Origin of the sequence: Roseovarius autotrophicus (assembly GCF_018069895.1) — a bacterium.
Classification (GTDB): domain Bacteria; phylum Pseudomonadota; class Alphaproteobacteria; order Rhodobacterales; family Rhodobacteraceae; genus Roseovarius; species Roseovarius autotrophicus.
Map to the genome: position 1 here is coordinate 159970 of NZ_JAGQDH010000003.1, position 24597 is coordinate 184566.

The window sequence follows — 24597 nt, forward strand, 5'->3', positions numbered from 1 at the left end:
GGAGGATGACCCATGCAGGATGTAACGCGCGAAGCGATGGAATATGACGTGGTGATCGTGGGTGCGGGGCCAGCGGGCCTTTCCGCGGCGATTCGGCTCAAGCAACTTGACGCCGATCTCAACGTGGTTGTGCTTGAAAAGGGCTCCGAGGTGGGGGCGCATATCCTGTCGGGCGCGGTGCTCGATCCCTCGGGCCTCGATGCGCTCATCCCCGACTGGAAAGAGAAGGGCGCGCCACTCAACACGCCCGTGACCGAAGATCGGTTCTACATGCTGGGCGAGGCAGGCGCGATCCGCATTCCCAACTTTCCCATGCCGCCCCTGATGCACAACCATGGGAATTACATCGTCTCGATGGGCAATGTGTGTCGCTGGATGGCTGAGCAGGCCGAGGCCATGGGCGTGGAAATCTTCCCCGGCATGGCCTGTTCCGAGATCGTCTACGGCGAGAATGGCGAGGTCAGGGGCGTGGTCGCCGGCGAGTTCGGGCGCGAAGCCGATGGCACGCCGGGGCCGAATTACGAGCCGGGAATGGAGCTGCACGGCAAGTATGTTTTCCTGTCGGAGGGTGTGCGCGGCAGCCTTGCCAAAGAGGTGATTGCGCGCTTCGACCTGCAAAATGGCAAGGAGCCGCAGAAGTTCGGGATCGGCATGAAGGAGATCTGGGAGATCGACCCCGAGAAGCACCGTCAGGGCAGCGTTACCCATACGATGGGCTGGCCCCTGGGCAACAACGCGGGCGGCGGATCGTTCATCTATCACCTAGAGAACAATCAGGTTTATGTGGGTTTTGTGGTCCATCTCAACTACGAGAACCCGCACCTTTACCCTTACATGGAATTTCAGCGGTTCAAGCATCACCCGATGGTCGCGGAGTTGCTCAAAGGGGCCAAGCGCGTGGCCTATGGTGCGCGGGCGATTTCCGAGGGCGGGTATCAGTCCATGCCCAGGATGGTCGCGCCCGGCGTGGCGCTTCTGGGCTGTTCGGTTGGCATGGTCAACGTGCCGCGCATCAAGGGCAATCACAATGCCATGCTCTCGGGCAAGGCGGCGGCGGAGGCGGCGCACGCGGCGATCATGGCCGGGCGCGCGAGCGACGAGTTGACCGCCTACGAGACCGAAGTGCGTGAGGGGGCGATAGGCCGCGACCTCAAGAAGGTGCGCAACGTCAAACCGATGTGGTCGAAATGGGGGATGTTGCCAAGCCTCGTGCTGGGCGGCTTCGACATGTGGACGAATACTGCGGGCTTCAGCCTTTTCGGCACGTTGGGTCATGGCAAGACCGACGCTGCGGCGACCGGGCTGGCCAAGGACCACAAGCCGATTGACTATCCCAAACCCGATGGCAAGCTGAGCTTTGACCGCCTGACCAATGTCAGCTTCTCGATGACCAACCACGAGGAGAGCCAGCCCGCGCATCTGCGCCTGACCGATCCCGACGTGCCGGTATCCGTGAACCTGCCGAAATATGACGAACCGGCACAACGCTACTGTCCGGCGGGGGTCTATGAGGTGGTGCGCGAAGAGGGCCGCGAACCGAGGTTCGTGATCAACTTCCAGAACTGCGTGCATTGCAAGACCTGCGACATCAAGGACCCAAGCCAGAACATCACCTGGGTCACGCCGCAGGGTGGCGACGGGCCGAATTACCCGAACATGTGACGGGCACGTGATCGCCTGCGGCGCGGTCTCACCGCCACGCCGCATTGCCTTGTGCAGGGCAGCACATTACCTTCGACGTATTCACGCGCAGGAAAAGGCGAGCCAAAAGTGACCATTCGCAGAATGCAGGCCGTTCTGGCCGCCCTACTCATGCAGACCCTGCCTCTTGTGGCGCAAGAGCCCTCGGGTGCCTATCTGGCGGCGCAAAACGCGCGTGCACAGGGCGATTTCGTCGCCGCAGCGCAGTATTACGCGCAGGCGCTGACGCGCGATCCCAACAACCCGGCGATTCTGGAGAATGCGAGTTTCGCCTATATGGCGCTTGGTCGTCTCGATCAGGCGGTGGCCGTGGCACGCAAGGTCGAGGCGGACGGGCTGCGCAGTCAGGTGGGGCAGATCGCCCTTCTGGCCGATGAGGTCCGGCGCGAGGATTGGCTCGCGGTGCTATCGCGTGTCGAGCAGGAGCGCGGCGCCGGACCGCTTGCGGACGGAATGATCGCCGCATGGGCTGATCTCGGCCGTGGCGACATGACCTCGGCGCTGGCGCGTATGGACGCGATCTCCGAGGAGCGTGGCCTGCGCAATTTCGCGCTTTATCACAAGGCGCTGGCGCTGGCGACCGTGGGTGATTTCGAAGCTGCCGACCGGGTGTTTACGGGCGATGCCGAAGGACCGCTGCAGCGCACGCGCTCGGGGATCATCGCCTGGGCGCAGGTTCTCAGCCAGTTGGGCGAACAGGCGCGCGCGATAGAGATCATGGATGACACGTTTGGTCATGATCCCGACCCGGAAATTGCGGCGTTGCGCGCGGCGCTCGAAGCTGGCGAGGCGGTGCCCTTCGGGCTTGTGGAGGACGCGCGCGAAGGCGTTGCCGAGGTATTTTTTTCGCTGGCGCGCGCCCTGATGCAGGAAGCCGGCGATGAATTTGTGCTGGTCTATGCCCGCGCCGCCGAAGCCATCCATCCCGCCCATGTAGAGGCCACCATAACTGTCGCGCAGGTGCTGGAAAGCATGGAGCAATACTCTCTGGCGATCGACGCCTATGGCCGTGTGCCGCGCGATCATCCGTCCTTTCTCACCGCCGAGTTGGGGCGTGCCGACGCGCTGCGTCGTGCAGGCAGGCTCGAGGCCGCGACCGAGGTGCTGAACCAGTTGGCGCAGACTCATCCCGGCATGGCCAATGTGCATGTTTCGGCGGGCGATCTGCACCGCGAACAGGAGCAGTGGACCAAGGCCGTTGCCGCCTATGACCGGGCGCTGGCCCTGCTGGAGGCGCGCGACAACCCGCAATGGTTCGTCTATTACGTTCGGGCCATCGCCCATGAACGGCTGGACAACTGGCCCGAGGCCGAGGCCGATTTCCGCCGCGCGCTGGAGCTGAACCCGGATCACCCGCAGGTGCTCAATTACCTCGGATACACGATGGTGGAAAAGCGGGTGCATCTTGAGGAGGCGCTTGACATGATCGAGCGCGCAGTCGCTGCACAGCCTCAGAGCGGCTATATCGTCGATAGTCTGGGCTGGGTGCTTTACCGGCTTGGCCGCTATGACGAGGCGATTGTCCACATGGAGCGCGCCGCCGAGTTGATGCCGACCGACCCGGTGGTCAATGACCATCTGGGCGATGTGCTTTGGGCGGTGGATCGCAAGACCGAAGCGCGGTTCCAGTGGAAGCGCGCGCTGTCGCTGCACAAGACCACACCCTCGGCCGATCTGGAGCCGGATCGCATCCGCCGCAAGCTCGAAGTCGGGCTTGACCGGGTGCTGGCCGATGAAGGGGCAGAGCCACTGAGTGCCGTGAATGCCGCAGCCTCTGACAAGTGAGGTCGCGCCCGCCAAGGTCAACCTGACGCTTCATGTGACGGGCCGCGGGACTGATGGATATCATCTGCTCGATTCGCTGGTGGGTTTTGCCGATACCGGCGACCGGCTTGACGTGAGGCTTGCCGATGTCGCGTCGTTGCGCGTGACCGGGCCGCGTGCGGCGGGGGTGCCGGAGGGTCCGGAGAACCTTGTGCTGCGCGCCGCCGCGCTGATGGGGGTGACGGCGTCGATCACATTGGAGAAACATCTGCCCGCCGCCGCCGGTATTGGCGGTGGATCGAGCGACGCGGCAGCCTGTCTGCGGGCGCTCGTCCGGCTGACCGGCAAGGCGCTGCCCGAAGTGCCGATGCTTGGGGCGGATGTGCCGGTCTGCCTTCTGGCGCGGGCGGCGCGGATGCGCGGAATCGGCGAACAGGTGGCGCCGGTAGGCGGCCTGCCCGTGCTTGACGCGGTGCTGGTCAATCCCGGTGTGCCGGTGGCGACCCCGCAGGTCTTTGCCCGGCTCGCGCGACGCGACAATCCGGCCATGCCCGAGACGCTGCCGCCCTGGCCTGACGCCGCTGCCTGTATCCGCTGGCTTGGCACGCAGCGCAATGATCTTGAGACCCCCGCAGCGGCGCTCTGCCCTGAAATCGTCGCGGTTCTCGCGCGGCTGCGGGCAAGCGAAGGCTGCGCGCTGGCGCGAATGTCGGGATCGGGGGCGACCTGTTTCGGGCTTTATCCCGATGCTGGCGCGGCACAGGCGGCGGCAGCACGGATCGCGGCGGAAAACTGCGGATGGTGGGTTGCGGCCACGCAGCTCAGCTGATGCGCGCCACGACGTAATCGGCGAGCGCGTCGAGCATGTCGCGCACCGGGTGATCGGGCAAGACAGCGAGTGCGGCGCGCGCCTGTGTAATCCAGCCAAGCGCGTCGTCCCGGGTCTCGTCGAGCGCGCAGCGCGCGGTCAGGATGTCCACCGCGTGTTCAAGATCGCCATCGTGCTGATCGCCCTTTTCGATGGTGCGCTTCCAGAAGGCGCGTTCGTCCTCGTCGGCGCGGGCAAGCGCCTTGATCAGCGGCAGGGTCAGCTTGCGCTCGCGGAAATCGTCACCGACATTCTTGCCGGTGGCCTTGCTGTCGCCTTGATAATCAAGCAGATCATCGACGATCTGGAATGCGATGCCGAGCGCGTCCCCATAGGTAAAGAGCGCCGCCACCTGTTCCTCGGGCGCTGCCGAGATCACGCCGCCCACTTGCGTTGCGGCGGAAAACAGCGCCGCCGTCTTGCCTCGAACGATCTGGAGATAGGTCGCCTCGGTGGTTGCAAGATCGCGTGCTGCGCTCAGTTGCAGCACCTCGCCCTCGGCAATCGTGGCGGCGGCGTCGGCCAGGATGTCGAGCACGCGCAGCGAGCCGGTTTCCACCATCAACTGAAATGAACGCGCAAAGAGGTAATCGCCCACAAGCACGCTCGATTTGTTGTCCCACAGAAGGTTGGCCGTGGGGCGGCCACGACGGCTTGCGCTTTCGTCCACCACGTCGTCATGCAGGAGCGTGGCGGTATGAATGAATTCTACCGTCGCGGCGAGGCGCACATCGTGCTCACCCTGATAGCCGCACAGGTCGGCGGCGGCGAGCGTCAGCATCGGGCGCAGCCGCTTGCCACCCGCCTCGACCAGATGCGCCGTCACCTCGGGAATGCGCGGCGCGTGGCGCGAGGCCATGCGCGCGCGGATGAGGGTATTGACCGCGTCGAGTTTGGCGGCAAGGTGGGCGGCAAGCGCCTCATGCGGTTTGGTGGCGGCCTCGTCCAAGCCCATCGTTCCCCCATTGGCCCGCTCGACAAACCGGGCGCGGTGCTTTTATCTCTGTGGCATGAAACAGCTTTACCGAACCACCGATATGGCCAGCATGGCCTTTGCGAAGGCGCTGCTTCAGGGCGAGGATATAGCCTGCTTTGAAATGGACGTAAACATGAGCGTTCTGGAGGGATCCATCGGTATTTTCCCACGCCGCCTGATGGTGGCCGATGCCGATTACGACGACGCACGCGAGGTGCTGACCGACAACGGGTTCTCGCTTGAGGACTGAGCCTTTCGCGCCCGAAGAATTGAGCCTCGATGCCTTTCTCGGCGGACGTCTGATGATCGCGCAGCCGGTGGCGGGCTATCGCGCCGGGGTCGATCCGGTGCTTCTGGCGGCGAGCGTGCCCGCAAGGGCGGGCGAGACGGTGCTCGATCTGGGCTGTGGTTCAGGGGTGGCGTCGCTTTGCGTGGCGGCCCGTGTGCCAGGGGTGCGGCTTGTGGGGCTGGAGGTGCAGCCGGGTTATGCCGCGCTTGCGCGCGAGAATGCCGCGCGCAACGGACTGGCGATGGAGGTGGTGACCGGCGATCTGGCAAACATGCCGGAGGCGCTGCGCACGCGGCAATTCGAGCATGTGATCTTCAACCCGCCGTTCTTCGACCGCGCCACCAGCACGCCCGCGCGCGATGCGGGGCGTGAGGGTGCCATGGGCGAGGGGGTGCCGCTTGGAGACTGGATCGAGGCAGCGGCGCGGCGCGTGGTGCCCGGCGGGCATGTCTGCGTCATCCACCGGGCGGAGCGGCTGGCGGAGTTGCTGGGCGCGATGGCCGCGCGGATCGGGTCGCTAGAGGTGTTGCCGTTGATTCCCCGGCGCGGGCGGGCGGCGCGGCTGGTGTTGATCCGGGGGCGCAAGGGTGGGCGCGCGGCGCTGCGGCTGTGCGACGGTTGGCTCCTGCACGAGGGCGTGCGACACGAGGGTGACAGGGAAAACTACACGCAATCAACGGCCTCTGTGCTGCGTGAGGCGGCGGCACTTCCCTTTTGCCGCTGATTTGGCGAAAATCCGCCCGAGAAATTTTCGCAAGTCATGCGACTGTGGCGTGACAGAATTGTAAAACTGTGCTGCAATTCCCATGTCGATTGGACAAGACACATTCCACCAAAGGAGGATGCCCATGAGCTTGAGTTCGCATATCGAGGAACTGAAGAGGAAACATCACGCGCTCTCGGAACAGGTGGAAGCAGCGCAACGCGCGCCGGGGGCAAGCTCGCTTGAAGTCGCCGAACTCAAGAAACAGAAATTGAAGATCAAGGAAGAGATCGAGCGCCTGTCGGTCAACGCCTGACAGACCAGACGGGTCGGGCCGGGGGATGATCCCCGGCCCGTTGCTGTTGTGCCGTGATCAGGAGAAGAACTGCGCGCCGTTGGCGGAAATGGTCGAGCCGTTGATGAAGCTTGCGTCGTCGGAAACAAGGAAGGCCACGCATCGTGCAATCTCCTCTGGCTCACCGAGGCGACCCGCCGGGATCATGGCGATGATCTTTTCGCGCACAGCCTCGGGCACTGCCATGACCATTTCGGTGGCGATATAACCCGGGCATACAGCGTTGGCGGTGATGCCCTTGGCCGCGCCCTCCTGCGCAAGGCTGCGCACGATGCCAAGGTCACCGGCCTTGGTGGCGGCATAGTTGACTTGACCGAACTGCCCCTTCTGCCCGTTGACCGAAGAGATCACCACGATCCGGCCGAAGCCACGCTCGCGCATCCCTGGCCAGACCGGGTGCACGGTGTTGAATACGCCGGTGAGGTTGGTGTCGATCACGTCCTGCCACTGCTGCGGGCTCATCTTGTGGAACGGCGCGTCGCGGGTGATGCCGGCATTGGCCACAACGATGTCGATCGGGCCAAGATCGGCCTCGACCTTTTCGATCCCGGCCTTGGAATCGTCGTAATCGGCGACGTTCCACTTGTAGGTCTTGATGCCGGTTTCCTCGGTGAACCTGGCGGCGGCCTCGTCATTGCCGGCATAGGTGGCGGCGACGGTATAGCCGTCGGCCTTGAGCGCCCTGGAAATGGCAGCGCCGATCCCGCGCGATCCACCGGTGACAAGTGCAATTCTGGCCATGGTTTCCTCCAATCTGGCTGTTTGTTGTAACTTGGTTATCTGTTTGATGCATCAGGCGCAATATTATTGCGTGATAAATTTTTCGCTATGTGAGCGGGGCGTAAAAAAGGGCGCCCGTGCGTGGCGCCCTTTGTAATCCTGTCCGCGGGCACACCGTATCTCAGGGGCGTTCGACGCAGAGGGCAACGCCCATGCCGCCGCCGATGCAAAGCGTTGCAATCCCCTTCTTGGCATCGCGGCGCTTCATCTCGAAAAGCAGCGTGTTGAGCACGCGACAGCCCGACGCGCCGATGGGGTGGCCGATGGCGATAGCGCCGCCGTTCACGTTCACGATCGCCGGATCCCATCCCATTTCCTTGTTGACGGCGCAGGCCTGCGCGGCGAAGGCCTCATTGGCCTCGACAAGATCGAGGTCTTCGACGCTCCAGCCCGCTTTTTGCAATGCCTTGCGGCTGGCATGGATCGGTCCCACGCCCATGATCGACGGATCAAGCCCGGCGGTGGCATAGGAAGCGATGCGCGCGAGCGGCTCGATGCCGCGGCGCTCTGCCTCATCGGCGGACATCAACAAGGTTGCCGCCGCGCCATCGTTGAGACCGCTCGCGTTGGCTGCGGTCACGGAGCCGTCGGTGGCGAAGGCCGGGCGCAGCTTCTGCATCGCCTCCATGGTCGCGCCGTGGCGGATATACTCGTCCTTGTCGACGATGATGTCGCCCTTGCGGTTCTTGACGGTAAAGGCGATCACCTCCTCGTCAAAGCGACCGGCCTTCTGCGCCGCCTCGGCCTTGTTCTGCGAGGCGACGGCGAATTCGTCCTGCTGGTCGCGGGTGATCTGCCACTGATTGGCGACATTCTCGGCGGTCTGGCCCATGTGATAGCCGTTGAACGCGTCCCAGAGACCATCGCGGATCATGGTGTCGATATATTTCATGTCACCCATCTTGTGACCCGCGCGCAGGTGGGCGGCATGGGGGCTGAGCGTCATGTTTTCCTGCCCGCCCGCGCAGACGATGGCGGCATCGCCAAGCTGGATGTGCTGCGCCCCGAGCGCCACGGCGCGCAGGCCAGACCCGCAGACCTGGTTGATGCCCCAGGCGGCGGATTCGATCGGCAGACCAGCGTTGATATGGGCCTGACGCGCCGGGTTTTGCCCCTGCGCGGCGGTCAGCACCTGACCCAGGATGGTCTCCGAAACCTCCGCCGGGTCGATGCCCGCGCGTTCGACCACGGCCCGAAGCGCGGCAGCGCCAAGGTCATGCGCTGGCGTGTTGGCAAAGGCCCCGCCAAAAGAGCCGACAGCGGTGCGGGCTGCGGATGCGATTACTACATTGGTCATTGGGGTCCTCCACCACGGGTTGCATGGCCGTCTGCCCCACCTCCCGTCGCGGGGTGCGAGCGGCCTTCCCAAGCGTCATATCGCAAGCGCTGCGTCGCGGCAACGCCTGAGGCGCGCGTCAGGCGGTGGCGCGCGCCAGCCCGGTATCGAGCCAGGGTGGGCGCACGGTCGGGGCCCCGAAGTAATAGCCTTGCAGACAGTCGATCCCGAGCGCGGTGAGATAGGCCGCATCCTCGGCCCGTTCGACGGTTTCGGCCACTGTAACCATGTCGAACTGCCTCCCGATGCTCAGCAGCGCGGCGGCCAGAACCTGATTGTCCGCATTGGTTGCGATTCCCTGGATGAACTGCCCGTCGATCTTGATAATGTCGAAGAGAAAATCCTTGAGAAACCGAAAAGAAGTGTAACCAGCGCCGAAATCGTCAAGGGCAAAGCCGATTCTCTCGCTTTGCAGATCCCTCATGAAGCCCACCACAAGCTCGGGGACAATCATCGCAGAGCTTTCCGTTATTTCGAGAATCAGCCGTTCGCCAATCGTAGGATCGGCCCCAAGCCCCTTTTTCAGTGTGCGCATCCAGGGTGTATAGCCGATTGAGCGCGCCGACATGTTGATCGAAAGCCTCAGGTCGGGAAACTCTGCCAGAGTTGCCAGCCCCTTTTCCAGCGCGATGCAGTCGATGATGCGCCCGGTCTCACGCGTTTCGATCTGGTTGATAAATTCGCGCGCCGGGATCACGCGCCCGGTGGCATCGACAACGCGAATCAGTCCCTCGTAAAAGGCGGGCTTGTCCGGCTGCCCGGCGGTCACGATCGGCTGAAACGCGAGCATCACCTGCTTGTGACGTACTGCGGCCTCTACCATGTCGATCACCGAGCGGTCGCGCGCGGAGATGGCATAGTTGAGCGGGCTGTCCTGACCTGTCGGAATATCCGCCCATTTGTCCTTGCGCGCCATGCCGCCCTCCGATCCCGCTGATGCGCTTGAACGATGTGCGCTTTGCCTTAAGGATAGCTTAAAGCGCGCATTTGAACGATTGATGGGAGCGGATGATGGAACGCTGTGGCTGGGCGGGGTCCGATCCGCTCTATCTGGCCTATCACGACGAGGAATGGGGCGTGCCCGAGCGCGACAGTCGGGTGCTGTGGGAAAAGCTGGTGCTCGACGGGTTTCAGGCGGGGCTGAGCTGGCTGACGATCCTCAAGAAGCGGGAAAATTTTCGTGCGTCTTTTCAGGGATTTGACCCGCATGTGATCGCGGAATGGGGCGCGGTGGATGTGGCGCGGCTCTTGGGGGATGCGGGCATCATCCGTCATCGTGGAAAGATCGAGGCAACGATCACGAATGCCCGTGTCTGGCAGGCCATCGAGGCCGAACAGGGCTTTGCGACCTACCTGTGGAATTACGTGGACGGCAGGCCGGTTCAGACCCGATTCGAGACCCTGGCACAGGTGCCCGCCGATACCGAAATTTCCCGCAAACTTTCGAAGGATTTGAAGAAAAGGGGGTTCAAATTCTGCGGCCCCACGATCACCTATGCCTTCATGCAGGCAGTGGGCATGGTCAACGACCACCTCGTGACCTGCCCCTGCCACGAGCGGGTGGCAAGGATGGGATAAGGGGTCCTGTACCCCATCGGTGTTTTGTTGGTATTCCGGCGGTGCGGGTCAGAGGGGGTGTGTGGGCGCTGGCCCCCTTTCCCCGCCGCCTGTTTCGCATTCGCGCGGCATGAACTATATGAGGCGGGATATGACCGACAGGACCGCGCCCATGACCCCCACAGCCCCGATCACCCAGGACGTGCTGACCATCCCCCGCAAGCTGCCGGAGGGAAAGGTGAACCTTGTGGGGCTCACGCGCGAGGGGCTGAGCGCGGCGCTGATTGCGGCGGGCACGCCCGAGAAACAGGCCAAGATGCGCACGGGCCAGATCTGGCAGTGGCTCTATCAATGGGGCGTGCGCGATTTCAACGCGATGACCAATCTCGCCAAGGGCTATCGCGCCGATCTGGCAGAGCGGTTCACCATCGACATTCCCGAGGTGGTGAACAAGCAGGTCAGTGCGGATGGCACGCGCAAATTCCTCGTGCGGATCGCGGGCGGCCATGAGGTCGAGGTGGTGTATATCCCCGAAACCGATCGCGGCACGCTGTGCATTTCCTCTCAGGTGGGCTGCACGCTGACCTGTTCGTTCTGCCACACGGGCACGCAGAAGCTCGTGCGCAACCTGACGGCAGGAGAGATCATCGGGCAGGTGATGCTCGCGCGTGACGATCTGGATGAATGGCCGAAGCCCGGCGAGGGGGCGGGCGAACGTCCGCGCCTGATCAGCAATATCGTGCTGATGGGCATGGGTGAGCCGCTCTACAATTTCGACAACGTGCGTGACGCGATGAAGATCGCCATGGATGGCGAGGGGATTTCCCTCTCGCGCCGCCGCATCACGCTCTCGACCTCGGGTGTCGTGCCCGAGATCGCGCGGGCGGCGGAGGAGATCGGCTGTCTTTTGGCGGTGTCGTTTCACGCCACCACCGATGCGGTGCGCGACCGGCTGGTGCCGATCAACAAGCGCTGGAACATCGAAACACTGCTGGGGGCGCTGCGCGACTATCCGCGCCTGTCGAATTCCGAGCGGATCACGTTTGAGTACGTGATGCTCAAGGACGTGAATGACAGCGACGAGGATGCGCGGCGGCTGGTGCGGCTGATCGCGGGTATCCCGGCCAAGATCAACCTGATCCCGTTCAACGAATGGCCCGGCAGCCCCTATGAACGCTCCGACTGGGTGCGGATCGAGCGGTTTGCCGACATCATCTACAAGGCGGGATACGCCAGCCCCATCCGCACGCCGCGCGGCGAGGATATCATGGCCGCCTGTGGACAGTTGAAATCGGCGACCGAACGCGCCCGCAAGAGCCGCGCACAGATCGAGGCCGAGACGGGGCGTTGAGCGTGCCCGGTCTCAAAGCACTGCCGCAACCTCTGAACGCCGACGGCAAGGCGCGCCGCCTGGGGGTGGAGATCGAACTTGGCGGGCTGCCCGAGGCTGAGGTGGCGCGGCTCTGTGCCGAGGTGCTGGGCGGCGATGCGGTGCAGCAGGACAGCCATGTCTGGGCGGTCAGGCAAAGCGTGATCGGCGATATCGCGGTTTATCTCGACGTCTTCCTGCGCAGCGCCACGCGCACGAAACTGCGCGATCTGGCACTCGATCTGGGGCGCGAGGTCGTGCCGGTGGAGATCGTGACGGGGCCGCTCGACATGGGCGGGCTGGTGCAGCTGGACGCGCTGCGCGAGGCGTTGCGCGCGGCGGGGGCGCTCGGGAGCGGCGCGGGCTTTCTCTTTGGCTTTGGGGTGCATTTCAACGTCGAGGTGGCGAGCGAAGCCGATGCCGACACGGTGCGCCCGCTTCTGGCCTATGCGCTGATCGAGGACTGGCTGCGCAGCGCCCATCCCATCGACGAGGCGCGCCGCCTTCTGCCCTTCACCGATCCTTACCCGACCGAGTTCGTGCGCGCGCTGATCAAGGCGGGGCCGGGGGCGACGCGCGCGCATGTGACCGACCTCTATCTGGCGCATACGCCGAGCCGCAATCGCGGCCTCGACATGCTGCCGCTTTTCGCCCATTTCGACCCGGATCGCATCGCGCGGGCCATCAAGGACAAGACCTCGGCGCGCCCCACCTTCCATTTTCGCCTGCCCGATTGCCGCATCGACGAGGGCGATTGGTCGCTGGCCGCCGAATGGCAGCGCTGGGTGCTGGTCGAGCAGGTGGCAGGCGACAGCGCCCTCCTGCGCCGCCTCTCGGATGCCTGGGAAGACGATCATGGGTTGCTGACCCTCTCGCGGCAAAGCTGGGCCGCGCGCGCGGGCCGGATCCTGCAAACGGCAGGGATAGGCCGGGCATGAGCATCCGCCCGGAGATTGGCGTCACCGTCTCGGCGCGGTCGGGCTGGCGCATGTTTCCGCTGATCGCGCTCAATGTCTGGCTCGCGGGCGGGCGGGCGCGGCGCTGGCAGGCGGGGCGCACGGCCGACATGGGCGCGGTCGATGGCGTCATCATCGGCGGCGGCGACGATATCTCGCCCGATCTTTATGGCGGTCGGATCGTCACTTCGGCGCGGCTCGATCCCGCGCGCGACGCGCTGGAACGCGGCGTCGTGCTGGATGCGTTTGCGCAGGGCCGGCCCGTTCTGGGCATCTGCCGCGGCAGTCAGATGCTCAACGTGGCGCTGGGCGGCACGCTCCATCAAGACGCCTATGCGACCTATGAGGCGAGCGACCACAAGCGCACGATTTTGCCGCGCAAGGTGGTGCATCTGGAACAGGGCACACGGCTTGCGCGGCTGGCGGGTATCGCGCCGATGAAGGTTAACGCGCTGCATTCCCAGGCTGTGGACCGGCTGGGCGCGGGGCTGTGCGTGGCCGCGCGCGATCAGGGCGGCATGGTGCAGGCGGTCGAGCGGGTGGAAGAGCCCTTCGCGCTCGGCGTGCAATGGCACCCCGAACACCTGTTTTACGCCCGCCGCCAGATGGGGATTTTCCGCGCTCTTGTTGCTGCCGCAAGCGCCTGCCGCGCCAAGGCCGCGCAACTGCCCGGCGTCGATGCCGCCGCGCCCTGACAATTCCGCGTGCCTGCCACAATCCGGCGCGATTGTCGCCACAGCCGCCATCTATCCGATGATCATCAAGTGACTGTAACAAGGATGGAAACGATGATTCTGGACAGCACCGACGATATCCGCACCCTCGTTCTGAGCGAGCGCAAAAAGGCCATCTCGGATCGTGAATGGCGTCACCGGGTGCGGGGCTACGGCTATGCCATCCGCGACGATGCCGAGGGGCTGTTCGTTACCTCGATCCTGCGGGGCGGGGCTTTGTGCCGGCTGACCTGAATCCCCGGCGTCATCTTGCCGAGAATACTCCGGCGGGGCCAGCGCCCCCTGATCGAGCCTCCCAGAACGACAAACCCCCGAAGCATCTGCCCGGGGGTCGTCACTTGCGTGTCCGAATCTGTTGCTGCAAGCGCCTCAGAGCAGACCTTCGCGCTGCGCTTTCTTGCGCGCCAGTTTCCGGGCACGGCGAATCGCTTCGGCCTTCTCGCGCGCTTTTTTCTCGGACGGTTTCTCGAAATGTTGCTTGAGCTTCATTTCACGGAAAACGCCTTCGCGCTGCAATTTCTTCTTCAGGGCGCGGAGCGCCTGATCGACATTGTTGTCGCGAACACTAACCTGCATATGGTGTCACCACCTTCCTAAGTTGAAGTTGCAAGATTTGCAGGAAGTGGCCGTATAGCAAAGCGCCCCCGTTTTGTCTAGGGTGCGCGGGCGGAGGAAATGCCCATGTCCGAGACCGATCTGAAATCCCGCCTGTTGCAGGCCGCCAAACCCCATGTGCCCTTCGATGGGTGGAGCGAGGCCACGCTGCGGTTGGCTGCCGAGGAGGCGCGCGTTGCGGCCGCGCTGGTCACGGCGGTGTTTCCGCGCGGTGCCGTCGATCTGGCGCTGGCCTATCACGAGGAGGGAGATGCCGCGATGCTGGCGCGGCTGGCCGAGGCCGATCTGGGCGCGATGCGGTTTCGGGACCGGGTGGCGTTTGCCGTGCGCGCCCGGCTGGAGGCAGTCGAGGATCGCGAACTGGTGCGGCGCGGCATGACGCTTTTCGCCCTGCCGCAACACGCCGCCGACGGCGCGCGCGCGCTCTGGTCCACCGCCGACCGGATCTGGACGGTGCTGGGTGACACCTCGCAGGATATCAACTGGTATACGAAACGCGCCACGCTCTCGGGGGTTTACGGCGCGACAGTGCTCTACTGGCTGGGCGACGAGAGCGAAGGGCAGCAGGCGACATGGGAATTTCTGGACCGGCGAATCGAGGATGTGATGCGGATCGAAAAGGTGAAGGCGCAGGCGCGCGGAAACCGGCTTGTGGCGGGTCTGATGGCTGGGCCACTCTCGGTTCTGGGGCGCGTGCGCGCGCCGCAGCGGGCGTCGCATACGGGGATGCCGGGACGTTGGAACAGGACGAACTGAGGAAGGTCAGACAATGAGCGAAACGATGCACGCGGTCGAGATCATCGAACCGGGCGGGCCGGAGGTGCTTATGCTCACCACCCGACCCCGACCCGTGGCGCGGGCGGGCGAGGTGGTAATTCGGCTGGCATATGCGGGGGTGAACCGGCCCGACGCGCTACAACGCGCGGGCAGTTATGCGCCGCCGAAAGGCGCCTCGGACCTGCCGGGGCTGGAGGGCGCGGGCGAGATTGTGGCGCTTGGTGCCGGCGTCAGCGGCTGGCGGTTGGGCGATGTGGTCTGCGCATTGCTGCCCGGCGGCGGCTATGCCGAGTATGTGGCGACGCCCGCCGCGCATTGCCTGCCTGTGCCGGCGGGCATGGATCTCAAGGAGGCCGCCTGCCTGCCCGAGACCTTCTTCACGGTCTGGTCCAACGTGTTTCAGCGCGGTGGCCTGAAGGGGGGCGAGCGGTTTCTTGTGCATGGCGGCTCATCGGGCATCGGCACCACCGCGATCCAGCTTGCCCATGCCTTTGGCGCGCGGGTCTTCGCCACCGCCGGGTCGGCGGAGAAGTGTGCGGTCTGCGAGGATCTGGGGGCAGAACGCGCGATCAATTATCGCGAGTCGGATTTCGTCGAGGTGCTTCGCGCCGAGGGTGGGGCGGATCTGATCCTCGACATGGTGGGCGGCGATTACCTGCCGCGCAACGTGCGCGCGCTCGCCGATGACGGGCGGCTGGTTCAGATCGCATTCCTGCAAGGGCCGAAAGTAGAGCTGAATTTTGCGCAGGTGATGATGCGGCGGCTGACTATCACCGGCAGCACGCTGCGCCCGCAAGGCGATCTGGCCAAGGCGCGCATCGCCGAAGACCTGCGCGCGGAGGTCTGGCCGCTTCTGGAGGCGGGGCGGATCGCACCGGTGATCGATTCCGAATTCCCGCTGGCCGAGGCGGCTGCGGCCCATGCGCGGATGGAAACAAGTGCGCATATCGGCAAGATCGTTCTCAGGATTCAGTAACCTGCGCCCGGCGGCACGGCCGGGTTTCCGAATATGTCCGGAACGATGACGCAGGGTTCGGCGCGCGTCATATGTGTAGGGCGTCTGGTCAGGTGACAGGCCCCGGGGGTGTGCGCAACTTGCCGCACGTCCCGCGTGGCTCCGGCATTACTGCGGGCATCAGATCGCGGTCAACTGGCACAGCATGATCGGAATGGCCAGGCTGACAGCTATCAGGCCCGCTGTCCGCTGCGCGCAGGGATCGACGATCAGGGCGCATCTCGGGGCTTTTCTTTTCATTGCGCCTTGCGTATATGACAGCAGATTTCCCCGACAATGGAAACTTGTTCTGGACCGCCGGAACCGCCCTTTCCGGGTCATGGGGAAGATTTGAGCGAAGGAGAATTGGCATCATGTCCAAGCCGATCATGGCCAAGGCCACCGCCGTCTGGCTGGTGGACAACACGACGATCAGTTTCAAGCAGATCGCCGATTTCTGCGGGATGCACGAGTTGGAGGTGCAGGGCATCGCCGATGGCGACGTGGCCGCGGGCGTCAAGGGGTTCGATCCCATCGCCAACAACCAGTTGACCGAGGCCGAGATCGCCAAAGCCGAGGCCGATCCGGCGCACAAGCTGCACCTCAAGTTCAACCCCTCCGCCGTGGGCGAGGAAAAGCGCCGCGGCCCGCGCTACACGCCGCTGTCGAAACGGCAAGACCGCCCGAACGCGATCTTGTGGCTCGTGAAGTTCCACCCCGAACTGGCCGACAGCCAGATCGCCAAGCTGGTGGGCACCACCAAGCCCACGATCACCTCGATCCGAGAGCGCACGCACTGGAACATCTCCAACATGCAGCCCATCGACCCGGTGGCGCTTGGCCTGTGCAAGCAGTCCGAACTTGATGCCGCCGTGCAAAAGGCCGGCGCCAAGAAGGCCGCCGAGGGCGCGGCGCTGAGCGATGACGAGCGGCGCAAGCTGCTGAGCACCGAGCAGAGCCTGAGCGCGGAGTCGGAGCCGCGCATCCCCACCGCGATAGAGGGGCTGGAGACCTTTACCCTTGGCGGTGGTGAGCGCGAGGCGCCGGCAAAGCAATACGACGCCGACAGCTTTTTCAATCTTCCCGAAACCGATACCGATACCGATACCGATGACGAGGACGAGGACGAATTCCGCCGCTGAGCGGTGTATAGATCCAGAGAGATGGGCCCGGAGCGCTGAAGCGCCCGGGCCTTTTGTTGTCTTGACCGCAGGGCCGTGACCGGGGCTGATGTGTCGGAACGGGCGCGGAGGGTGGCCATGACCATTGCGGTGATCGGGCGGGGGCTGATCGGTTCGGCGGCGGCGCGACATCTGGCCCGCGCGGGGCATGAGGTGGTGTTGATCGGCCCCGACGAGCCGGTGGCGATAGTGGCGCACCAGGGGGTCTTTGCCAGCCATTACGACGAGGGGCGCATCACCCGCAGTCTTGACCCAGATCCGTTCTGGAGCCGCGCAAGCCGCACCTCGATCGCACGCTATGCCGATATCGAGGCCGAAAGCGGTATCGGCTTTTATACCGAGCGTGGTGTGGTCATGGCCGGGCCTGAGGGCAGCGATGTAATGGCGCGGATCGGCGCTGTTGCGGCGCGCGACGGCACGGTCTGCGATCGGCTCGACGATGTGGGCCTTGTTGCGCGCTTTCCCGATTTCCGCTTTCCCTCCGGCACGATGGGCTGGCACGAGCCGCACAATGCCGGCCATATCAGCCCTCGCCGTCTGGTGTCCGCGCAGACCCGCGCGGCGGAACGGGCGGGCGCGGTTGTAATCGCGGCGCGGGTGCTGGCGCTTGAGGAGAGCGGCTCTGGCGTGGTAATCCGGCATGAGGGCGGCGAGATGCGCGCCGCGCGGGTGCTGGTTGCGGCGGGGGGGTACACCAACACGCTCCTGCCCGAGGCGCTGCCGCTTACCGTTATGGCGCGCACGGTGGCGTTTTTCGAGGTGAGCGAGGCCGAGGCATTGCGGTTTGCCGCCCTGCCGCCGCTCATCTACCTGCACGCGCATGGCGACGGGCCGTATCTCTTGCCGCCGATCCGCTATCCGGACGGGCGGTTTTATCTCAAGATGGGGGGTGATCCGGTGGATGTGCCGCTCTCATCCGGCGAGGAGATAAGCGACTGGTTTCGCTCGGGCGGCAGCGCCGAAGTGGCGGCTTTTCTGGAGGCCGGGTTGCGCGCGAGGATGCCGGGGCTGGCGATCCGAAGCGTGAGCCGCGCCGCCTGCGTCACCACCTTCACGCCTGAAGACCGGGCGCGCATCGCCATGGTCTCGTCGCGCATCGGCGTGGCCACGGCAGGGTGCGGGCGCGGCGCGAAGTGCTCGGATGAGTTGGGCCGGTTCGGGGCGCAGGTGATCCTCGGACAGGGCCTGCCGAACTGGGCGCGGGCGATCTGAGCGCAACCGTCAAAAATCTTCATTCAGCCTGTAGAAATTTCTTGCGCGAGTCGTCGCATGGCCCTATCTGCGCGCCCATAGACGCCAACGCACGCGCCTCTGGCCGGTGGGACATCCACCCGTGTTTACGTAGCGACGGTAACGTCTCCTGTTGGAACTGGTCGGGTGAAAGCCCGGGTCTTGATCGGAGATGACCATGAACGCTTACGTAAACCCGCTCGCGGGCGGTGACGCCGTTTTCGCGCCTTCCCCTCTTGTAGATTATATCCGTGCCCGCGATTTCGATCGTCCGACGCTGGTCATCCATCGTGAGACCGTGGCGCGTCAGTATCGCGCGCTGAAATCCGGCCTGGGCCGCGCGGATATCCACTATGCGGTCAAGGCGAACCCGGCGCGCGAAGTGATCGAGGTGCTGATCGCCGAGGGCAGCCATTTCGACGCCGCCTCGCGCGGGGAGATCGAGCTTTGCCTCGGCCTTGGGGCTGCGCCCGAGACGGTTTCCTTTGGCAACACCGTCAAGCGTGCCTCTGACATCGCCTTCGCACATCGCGCCGGAATCACGCTCTTTGCCGCCGACAGCGAAATGGAGCTTGAGAAGATCGCCGATCACGCGCCAGGGGCAGAAGTCTATATCCGCCTTCTGGTGGGGGCGACCGGGGCGGACTGGCCCTTGAGCCGCAAGTTCGGTTGTGCGCCCGAGCGCGCGTTGGCGCTGATGGATCATGCCGCCGCACTTGGCCTTGCGCCCGTGGGCCTGTCGTTCCACGTTGGGTCACAGACCCGCCGCGCGGAGATGTGGCGCGAGACGCTCGACCGCGTATCGGGTGTCTGGGCCGAGGCGCGCGCCGCCGGGCACGCGCTCTCGCTCATCAATATCGGCGGCGGCTTTCCGGCCTGCTATGGTGAGGCGATCGATGCCCCCGAGAGCTATGCCGCCCAGGTCATGGCGATGGTCGAGCCGCGCTTTCCTGGCGCTCTGCGCGTCATGGCCGAGCCGGGGCGCGGCATGGTGGCCGAGGCGGGGATGATCGCCGCCGAGGTTCTGCTGGTCAGCCGCAAGGCTGAGGATGATCTCTGCCGCTGGGTCTATCTCGATATCGGGCGGTTTTCCGGGCTGGCCGAGACCGAGGGCGAGGCGATCCGCTATCAGTTCCTGAGCGACCGGGATCACGAGGCGACCGGGCCTTGCATCCTTGCCGGTCCGTCCTGCGACAGCGCCGATGTGCTTTATGAAAAGCGGCCCGTGGCGCTGCCGCTCGGGCTGCGGGCCGGCGATCGGGTGATGATCCGAAATTGCGGGGCCTATACGTCGAGCTATTCCTCGGTGGGCTTCAACGGTTTTCCGCCGCTCGATGTGGTGGTGATCTGACAGCAAGAACCGCCCCGGAGCATGCTGCGCCGGGGCGGTATTCGTTTAGCCGAACACCCGACCAAGCGCCGCATCCGTCGCCGACACGAGTGTGTCGATGTCGTCCTTGGTGGCAATGAGCGCGGGCGAATAGCACAGCGTGTTGTTGAAGCCGGGGATCGAGCGGTTGGTGGCCCCGATGATGACGCCCTGCGCCATGCAATCCGCGACAACGGCCTGCACCATCTTTTCCGGGGCCGGTTCCCTGGTGGTGCGGTCCGCAACCAGTTCCGCACCCAGGAACAGCCCCTTGCCGCGCACATTGCCAATGGCGATGTGCTTGTCCTGAAGGGCGCGCAACTGATCAAGCATGTAATCGCCCATGGCGGCCGTATTCTCCAGCAGCCCCTCCTCCTCGATGATCGCCATGTTTTCCAGCGCAGCGGCCGGCCCTGCCGTGCAGCCGCCGAAGGTCGAGATATCGCGGAAATAGTTCAGCGGGTCACTGGCGTCGTCGCGGAACATCTCGAAGACACGCTCGTTGGTCACACAGCAGGCGATGGCGGCGTAACCGCTCGCCACCCCTTTGGCCATGGTGACGAAATCCGGCTCCACCCCGTAATGCTGATAGCCGAACCAGGTGCCGGTGCGCCCGATGCCGCACACAACCTCGTCGATATGCAGCAGGATGTCGTATTTTCGGCAAATCTCCTGCACGCGGGGCCAATACCCCTCGGGCGGCACGATCACGCCACCGCCTGCGGTCACGGGTTCAAGGCAGAGCGCGCCCACCGTGTCGGGGCCTTCGGCAAGAATGACTTCTTCAATCGCGTTGGCGGCGGCGACGCCATAGGCCTCGCCCTCCAGATCCCATTGTGCGCGGTATTCGAGACAATGCGGCACCCGCACGAAGCCCGGCGCGAAGGGGCCGTATTGCGCATTGCGCTCGTCCTGTCCCCCCGCCGAGAGACAGGCCAGCGTCGTGCCGTGATAATCGCGGTCGCGGTAGAGGATCTTGTGCTTTCTGCCGCCATACCGCTTGTGCGCGATCTGGCGGACCATCTTGAACGCCTTTTCGTTGGCCTCGGAGCCGGAATTGCAGAAATAGACCCGGCTCATGCCCGGCATTTTCTCGATCAGGCGCTCCGAGAACATCGCGCCGGGGATCGAGCCGGCGGAGCCCGCGAAATAGGGCAGGCGGATCAGCTGGTCGCGCACCGCGTTGGCGATCCGCTCGCGGCCATAGCCCACGTTCACCGTCCAGACCCCGCCGGACACACCGTCGAGGTGCTCCTTTCCCTTCTGGTCCCAGACACGCATCCCGCGCCCCTCGATGATGATGCGCGGATCGGCCTTGGGATCGGCACCCGTCCAGGGGGCGTGCTGGATGAGGTGATGCCAGACATGGGCGCGGTCGGCCTCGACTACGCGGGCAATGTCATTGTCGAGAAGTTTTCCGTCCATGGGGCGCTCCATCGCGAATGGCCCGGCACGCGCGTATGCGCTGTGGCCGGGGATAAGGGGGATTATCCTGATCCTGACTTCGCCGCAAATCCGGGCAGTGCGATAGGGCCAAAAGCGGCCATTCGATAAGCCCAGATACGCCTTTGGCCGCCAGGGTTGCGGCGCAGGAGGTTGAAAATTCTAGGCAATTGGTCGCGTGCGAAACCGGATCACTGTCCTTGCGTCTAATCGAAAACCTCTTTTCCAAAATGCTGAAATGGCCGCAGACTGGGGATCAAGGTGTTGATCGGCTTGCGGCGATCGGGTTCACTTTGCGGCACGGTGCCGTGACAAGAGCGGATGATGCCGAACTAGATCTGCCCAAGCCGCCGCACGCGCACGGCACGATAAGCGGGAAAATCCCGCACCACATGACCAACGGGAGAAAGACAACATGACACTCAGGGCGAAATTCCTCTCTGCCGCGGCCGGGGCTGCGCTTATGGCGGGCGCGAGCAGCGCACAGGAAATCACCGTGGCCTATTTCCTCGAATGGCCGATGCCGTTCCAGTATGCCAAGGAAATGGGCACCTATGACGAGGAAATGGGCGTCAAGGTCAACTGGCGCGCGTTTGACACCGGCACCGCGATGAGTGCGGCCATGGCGAGCGGCGATGTGCAGATCGCGGTAAGCCAGGGCGTGCCGCCCTTCGTGGTCGCCACCAGCGCCGGGCAGGATCTGCAGGTGATCGACGTCGCGGTTTCCTATTCCGACAATGACAACTGTGTCGCGCGGGCGGATCTGGAAATAGACAAGACCAGCGCCAAGGATCTTGAAGGCAAGAAGGTGGCCGTGCCTCTCGGCACCGCCGCGCATTACGGGTTTCTGAACCAGATGAACCATTTCGGCGTCGATATCACCACCATGGATATCGTGAACATGGCGCCGCCCGAAGGGGCAGTGGCCATCGCGCAAGGCGTGGTTGATCTCGCCTGTGGCTATGGTGGCGGCCTGAACAGGATGAAGGAGCATGGTAATGTGCTGCTGACCGGGGCAGAAAAGGAAGAACTGGGTATTCTGGTGTTCGATGTCACATCCAGCCCTGCATCCTTTGTTGCCGAGAACCCGGATCTGGTGGCCAGGTTCCTGAAGGTGACAGCCGACGCCAACGCGATGTGGAACGAGGGCTCGAAGCGCGACGAGATGCTGCCGGTGATCGCCAGGGATGCCGGGATGGACCTGGAAAGCGTCGCCCGAGACATGTCGACCTTTGTCTTTCCGTCGGTCGAAGAACAGCTTTCGGAAAAATGGCTTGGCGGCGGGGCGCAGACTTTCATGAAAGGCGTGGCCGAGGTGTTCGTCGCAGCGGGAAGCATCGACTCGGCGCTTGCCACCTATGAAAATCAGGTCAACACCGGCCCGCTCGCGGCCAGCCAGGGGATGTAATCCCCCGACAAGGGGTGCAAGGGCCTGCCCGGCGTGACCGGGCAGGCCCCGGCGCGACCGCGAACCACCAAAGCCAAGGGGGCGGCATGTCGACACTCACCATTGAAAACATTTCCATGCGGTTCGATTTGCCGAATGGCGATCATGTGCAGGCTTTGCAGGACGTCTCGCTCGAATTGCAGTCCGGAGAATTGCTGAGCGTGCTCGGCCCCTCGGGCTGCGGCAAGACGACACTGCTTAATATCATTGCTGGGTTTCTTGCGCCGACAGAGGGGCAGATCACCCTCAACGGGCACCGCGTGACCGGACCCGATGCCGAGCGCGGCATGGTGTTCCAGCAGGGCGCGCTCTTTGAATGGATGAGTGTGCGCGACAATGTAAGTTTCGGCCCCCGCATGGCCGGCAAGCGCGAGAGCGACTGGCGCGAAACCGTCGATCACCTGCTCGACGTGGTGGGGCTGCGCGACTTCAAGGATAAATCGGTCTATGAGTTGTCGGGCGGGATGCAGCAGCGCGTGGCATTGGCCCGCTGCCTTGCCAATGACCCTGACGTGATCCTTATGGATGAACCGCTTGGCGCGCTCGACGCGCTGACCCGCGAAAAGATGCAGGGACTGGTGCTCAAGCTCTGGAAAGAGACCGGCAAGACCATCATTCTCATCACCCATTCGGTGGAGGAGGCGCTTTTGCTCGGCGAGCGCCTGCTCGTCATGGCCCCGCGTCCGGGCCGCATTCACCGCGAATACCGCCTGCCCTTTGCCGATGACGGCGTCGGACAGGACCTGCGCGCAGTCAAGAAAAACCCCGAATTCGGCGAGAAGCGCGAGGAGATTCTGTCGATGATCTGGGACATGGAGGAGGAAATCATGGGCCGCGCCGAGGAGGTCGAGGCATGATTGTTCTCATTCTCTATGTCGCCATTTTCGTCGTAGCCTTCTTCGTGGTCCGGTTCGGACTGCGCAAATACCGGCAGGTGCGCGATTTCACTTCTCTCAAGACGGTGACTTTCGGGGATGAAAGCGCGGTGCGCCCGGATCGTTGGGCAAGCGTACTGTCGGTGCTGACGATTTTCCTGCTCTGGGGTGCCTTCACCGGCTCGAAATGGGTGCCTGTCCATGCGCCCGGCCCCTTCGTGGGCGATACCAGCTTTACCTACACGCTGGAGGCCCCCGACGGGCGGCGCGACGATGCCACTGTCTTTGCGCGTGTCTTTCGCCTGGGCGAGGAGGTGAGCGCGCCCGAGGTCGCCCCCGGTGACGGTTTTGCCAAGGATGATGCGCTCATCGTTGGCGCGTGGCGCTCGCAGCTTCTGCGCATGGACCAGAACGACGAGATCACCCGTGAGGACGGCGCGCGCGTCGTGGCCATCGACGGGCGCGCTATCGCCCCCGGCGAGATGGTGCGCGTGGCTGATGGGACGGTGACGCTGACGCCGCGCGGCTCGCTCAATTTTGCCCCCGCGAAGGGGATGCAGATGGAGCCGATATGGCTGCCCCCGCCCGAAGCGGTGGTCAAGCGCGTCGGTGAACTCGCGCAGACCGGCTATCAGAACTTCACCCTCTGGGAACATCTCTACTGGTCGCTCTACCGTGTCATCATGGGTTTTGCCCTGGGCGCGCTGGTGGGGATTCCCCTCGGCTATGCCATGGGGCTGTCGGACTGGTTCCGGGGCTGGTTCGATCCGATCGTTGAGTTCATGCGCCCGGTGCCGCCGCTGGCATTGATTCCGTTGGTGATCATCTGGGCGGGGATCGGGGAATCGGGCAAGATCATCCTGCTTTTCCTCGCCGCGCTCTGGATCATGGCTATTTCGGCGCGGGCGGGGGTGTCTGGTGTGGCGATTTCCAAGGTCCACGCGGCCTATTCGCTTGGCGCATCGAAATGGCAGATCCTGCGCCATGTGATCGTGCCCAACAGCCTGCCCGAGATCTTCACCGGCGCGCGGGTCGCCATGGGGGTCTGCTGGGGCACGGTTGTGGCCGCCGAACTGGTCGCCGCCGAAAAGGGCGCGGGCATGATGATCATGGTGGCGAGCCGCTTTCAGCTTACCGATATCGTGCTGATGGGGATCATCCTCATCGGCGTGATCGGTTATGGCATCGACATCCTGATGCGCAAGGCCGAGAAATGGCTGGTTCCGTGGAAGGGGCGGGTGTGATGGCGTGTCTTGTGCCTCTTTGATCCCTGTCAGA

Annotated in this window: 25 protein-coding genes; 19 read left to right on the forward strand and 6 right to left on the reverse strand. The window is 64.3% G+C overall.

The annotated features are described in order from the left end of the window. Window positions 1–12: 12 nt before the first annotated feature. The 3 genes from KAK09_RS05400 (at window position 13) to KAK09_RS05410 (ending at window position 4294) form a co-directional block, all read left to right on the forward strand. Window positions 13–1662: an electron transfer flavoprotein-ubiquinone oxidoreductase gene (locus tag KAK09_RS05400; RefSeq protein ID WP_210877899.1), complete on the forward strand. Its 1650-nt coding sequence runs from the start codon at window positions 13–15 to the stop codon at window positions 1660–1662. A 108-nt stretch (window positions 1663–1770) separates the two neighbouring features. After that, on the forward strand, window positions 1771–3486 hold the full coding sequence (locus tag KAK09_RS05405; RefSeq protein WP_336244425.1) for a tetratricopeptide repeat protein: 1716 nt from the start codon (window positions 1771–1773) through the stop codon (window positions 3484–3486). Continuing rightward, on the forward strand, window positions 3476–4294 hold the full coding sequence (locus KAK09_RS05410) for a 4-(cytidine 5'-diphospho)-2-C-methyl-D-erythritol kinase (protein ID WP_210878030.1): 819 nt from the start codon (window positions 3476–3478) through the stop codon (window positions 4292–4294). Before KAK09_RS05405 ends, KAK09_RS05410 begins: the two co-directional genes overlap by 11 nt. Here KAK09_RS05410 and KAK09_RS05415 read toward each other — a convergent pair. Further along, entirely contained in the window at window positions 4287–5288 is a 1002-nt protein-coding gene (locus KAK09_RS05415) for a polyprenyl synthetase family protein (protein WP_210877900.1), read from the reverse strand. The two genes, KAK09_RS05410 and KAK09_RS05415, sit on opposite strands and share 8 nt — an antisense overlap. A 55-nt stretch (window positions 5289–5343) precedes the next feature. On the opposite strand from KAK09_RS05415, the gene KAK09_RS05420 reads away from it, so the two are divergent. The 3 genes from KAK09_RS05420 (at window position 5344) to KAK09_RS05430 (ending at window position 6617) form a co-directional block, all read left to right on the forward strand. Then, window positions 5344–5559, forward strand: a complete 216-nt coding sequence (locus KAK09_RS05420) for a putative signal transducing protein (RefSeq protein ID WP_210877901.1) — start codon at window positions 5344–5346, stop codon at window positions 5557–5559. Between the two features lie 52 nt (window positions 5560–5611). Further along, window positions 5612–6322, forward strand: coding sequence for a tRNA1(Val) (adenine(37)-N6)-methyltransferase (locus tag KAK09_RS05425; RefSeq protein ID WP_210878029.1), 711 nt, complete (start codon window positions 5612–5614; stop codon window positions 6320–6322). A 124-nt stretch (window positions 6323–6446) separates the two neighbouring features. Next, window positions 6447–6617: a YdcH family protein gene (locus KAK09_RS05430; protein ID WP_210877902.1), complete on the forward strand. Its 171-nt coding sequence runs from the start codon at window positions 6447–6449 to the stop codon at window positions 6615–6617. 57 nt (window positions 6618–6674) lie between these two features. Here KAK09_RS05430 and phbB read toward each other — a convergent pair whose 3' ends face one another. The 3 genes from phbB to KAK09_RS05445 form a co-directional block, all read right to left on the reverse strand. After that, window positions 6675–7397: an acetoacetyl-CoA reductase gene (gene phbB, locus KAK09_RS05435; protein WP_210877903.1), complete on the reverse strand. Its 723-nt coding sequence runs from the start codon at window positions 7395–7397 to the stop codon at window positions 6675–6677. Between the two features lie 160 nt (window positions 7398–7557). After that, on the reverse strand, window positions 7558–8733 hold the full coding sequence (locus KAK09_RS05440; protein ID WP_210877904.1) for an acetyl-CoA C-acetyltransferase: 1176 nt from the start codon (window positions 8731–8733) through the stop codon (window positions 7558–7560). Between the two features lie 118 nt (window positions 8734–8851). Then, window positions 8852–9688, reverse strand: a complete 837-nt coding sequence (locus KAK09_RS05445) for an EAL domain-containing protein (RefSeq protein WP_210877905.1) — start codon at window positions 9686–9688, stop codon at window positions 8852–8854. A 95-nt stretch (window positions 9689–9783) separates the two neighbouring features. Between KAK09_RS05445 and KAK09_RS05450 the strand changes: the two genes are divergently transcribed. The 5 genes from KAK09_RS05450 (at window position 9784) to KAK09_RS05470 (ending at window position 13622) form a co-directional block, all read left to right on the forward strand. Then, window positions 9784–10350 (forward strand): DNA-3-methyladenine glycosylase I, encoded by a 567-nt coding sequence (locus KAK09_RS05450; protein ID WP_210878031.1) that lies wholly within the window; start codon window positions 9784–9786, stop codon window positions 10348–10350. A gap of 151 nt (window positions 10351–10501) precedes the next feature. Further along, window positions 10502–11680: a dual-specificity RNA methyltransferase RlmN gene (gene rlmN / locus KAK09_RS05455; protein WP_210877906.1), complete on the forward strand. Its 1179-nt coding sequence runs from the start codon at window positions 10502–10504 to the stop codon at window positions 11678–11680. A 2-nt stretch (window positions 11681–11682) separates the two neighbouring features. Then, window positions 11683–12636, forward strand: coding sequence for an amidoligase family protein (locus KAK09_RS05460; protein WP_210877907.1), 954 nt, complete (start codon window positions 11683–11685; stop codon window positions 12634–12636). Beyond that, window positions 12633–13349 carry a gamma-glutamyl-gamma-aminobutyrate hydrolase family protein gene (locus tag KAK09_RS05465; protein ID WP_210877908.1) on the forward strand — a complete coding sequence of 239 codons (717 nt, stop codon included), beginning with the start codon at window positions 12633–12635 and terminating at the stop codon, window positions 13347–13349. Before KAK09_RS05460 ends, KAK09_RS05465 begins: the two co-directional genes overlap by 4 nt. A 93-nt stretch (window positions 13350–13442) precedes the next feature. Further along, window positions 13443–13622 (forward strand): hypothetical protein, encoded by a 180-nt coding sequence (locus KAK09_RS05470; protein ID WP_247651081.1) that lies wholly within the window; start codon window positions 13443–13445, stop codon window positions 13620–13622. Window positions 13623–13757: 135 nt separating this feature from the next. Here KAK09_RS05470 and rpsU read toward each other — a convergent pair whose 3' ends face one another. Then, window positions 13758–13964, reverse strand: a complete 207-nt coding sequence (rpsU, locus tag KAK09_RS05475; RefSeq protein WP_005614280.1) for a 30S ribosomal protein S21 — start codon at window positions 13962–13964, stop codon at window positions 13758–13760. A 105-nt stretch (window positions 13965–14069) separates the two neighbouring features. Here rpsU and KAK09_RS05480 point away from each other — a divergent pair, with 105 nt between their 5' ends. The 5 genes from KAK09_RS05480 (at window position 14070) to KAK09_RS05500 (ending at window position 19536) form a co-directional block, all read left to right on the forward strand. Then, window positions 14070–14759: a COQ9 family protein gene (locus KAK09_RS05480; RefSeq protein WP_418895514.1), complete on the forward strand. Its 690-nt coding sequence runs from the start codon at window positions 14070–14072 to the stop codon at window positions 14757–14759. A 13-nt stretch (window positions 14760–14772) separates the two neighbouring features. Continuing rightward, entirely contained in the window at window positions 14773–15756 is a 984-nt protein-coding gene (locus KAK09_RS05485) for an NAD(P)H-quinone oxidoreductase (RefSeq protein WP_210877911.1), read from the forward strand. A gap of 392 nt (window positions 15757–16148) precedes the next feature. Further along, complete coding sequence (locus KAK09_RS05490; RefSeq protein ID WP_210877912.1) at window positions 16149–16916, forward strand: DUF1013 domain-containing protein; 768 nt, start codon at window positions 16149–16151, stop codon at window positions 16914–16916. Between the two features lie 117 nt (window positions 16917–17033). Next, window positions 17034–18167, forward strand: a complete 1134-nt coding sequence (locus tag KAK09_RS05495) for an NAD(P)/FAD-dependent oxidoreductase (RefSeq protein WP_210877913.1) — start codon at window positions 17034–17036, stop codon at window positions 18165–18167. A 190-nt stretch (window positions 18168–18357) separates the two neighbouring features. Further along, a complete protein-coding gene (locus KAK09_RS05500) occupies window positions 18358–19536 on the forward strand; it encodes a type III PLP-dependent enzyme (RefSeq protein WP_418895515.1) in 1179 nt (392 codons plus the stop codon). A gap of 45 nt (window positions 19537–19581) precedes the next feature. Here KAK09_RS05500 and KAK09_RS05505 read toward each other — a convergent pair whose 3' ends face one another. Further along, window positions 19582–20979 carry an aminotransferase family protein gene (locus tag KAK09_RS05505; protein WP_210877915.1) on the reverse strand — a complete coding sequence of 466 codons (1398 nt, stop codon included), beginning with the start codon at window positions 20977–20979 and terminating at the stop codon, window positions 19582–19584. A 433-nt stretch (window positions 20980–21412) separates the two neighbouring features. Between KAK09_RS05505 and KAK09_RS05510 the strand changes: the two genes are divergently transcribed. From KAK09_RS05510 to KAK09_RS05520, 3 genes are all read left to right on the forward strand, one after another. Next, window positions 21413–22405 (forward strand): taurine ABC transporter substrate-binding protein, encoded by a 993-nt coding sequence (locus KAK09_RS05510; RefSeq protein WP_210877916.1) that lies wholly within the window; start codon window positions 21413–21415, stop codon window positions 22403–22405. Between the two features lie 86 nt (window positions 22406–22491). After that, on the forward strand, window positions 22492–23301 hold the full coding sequence (locus KAK09_RS05515; protein ID WP_210877917.1) for a taurine ABC transporter ATP-binding protein: 810 nt from the start codon (window positions 22492–22494) through the stop codon (window positions 23299–23301). After that, window positions 23298–24563, forward strand: a complete 1266-nt coding sequence (locus KAK09_RS05520) for an ABC transporter permease (RefSeq protein WP_210877918.1) — start codon at window positions 23298–23300, stop codon at window positions 24561–24563. The genes KAK09_RS05515 and KAK09_RS05520 overlap by 4 nt, the downstream gene beginning before the upstream one ends. The last annotated feature ends 34 nt before the right edge of the window (window positions 24564–24597 follow it).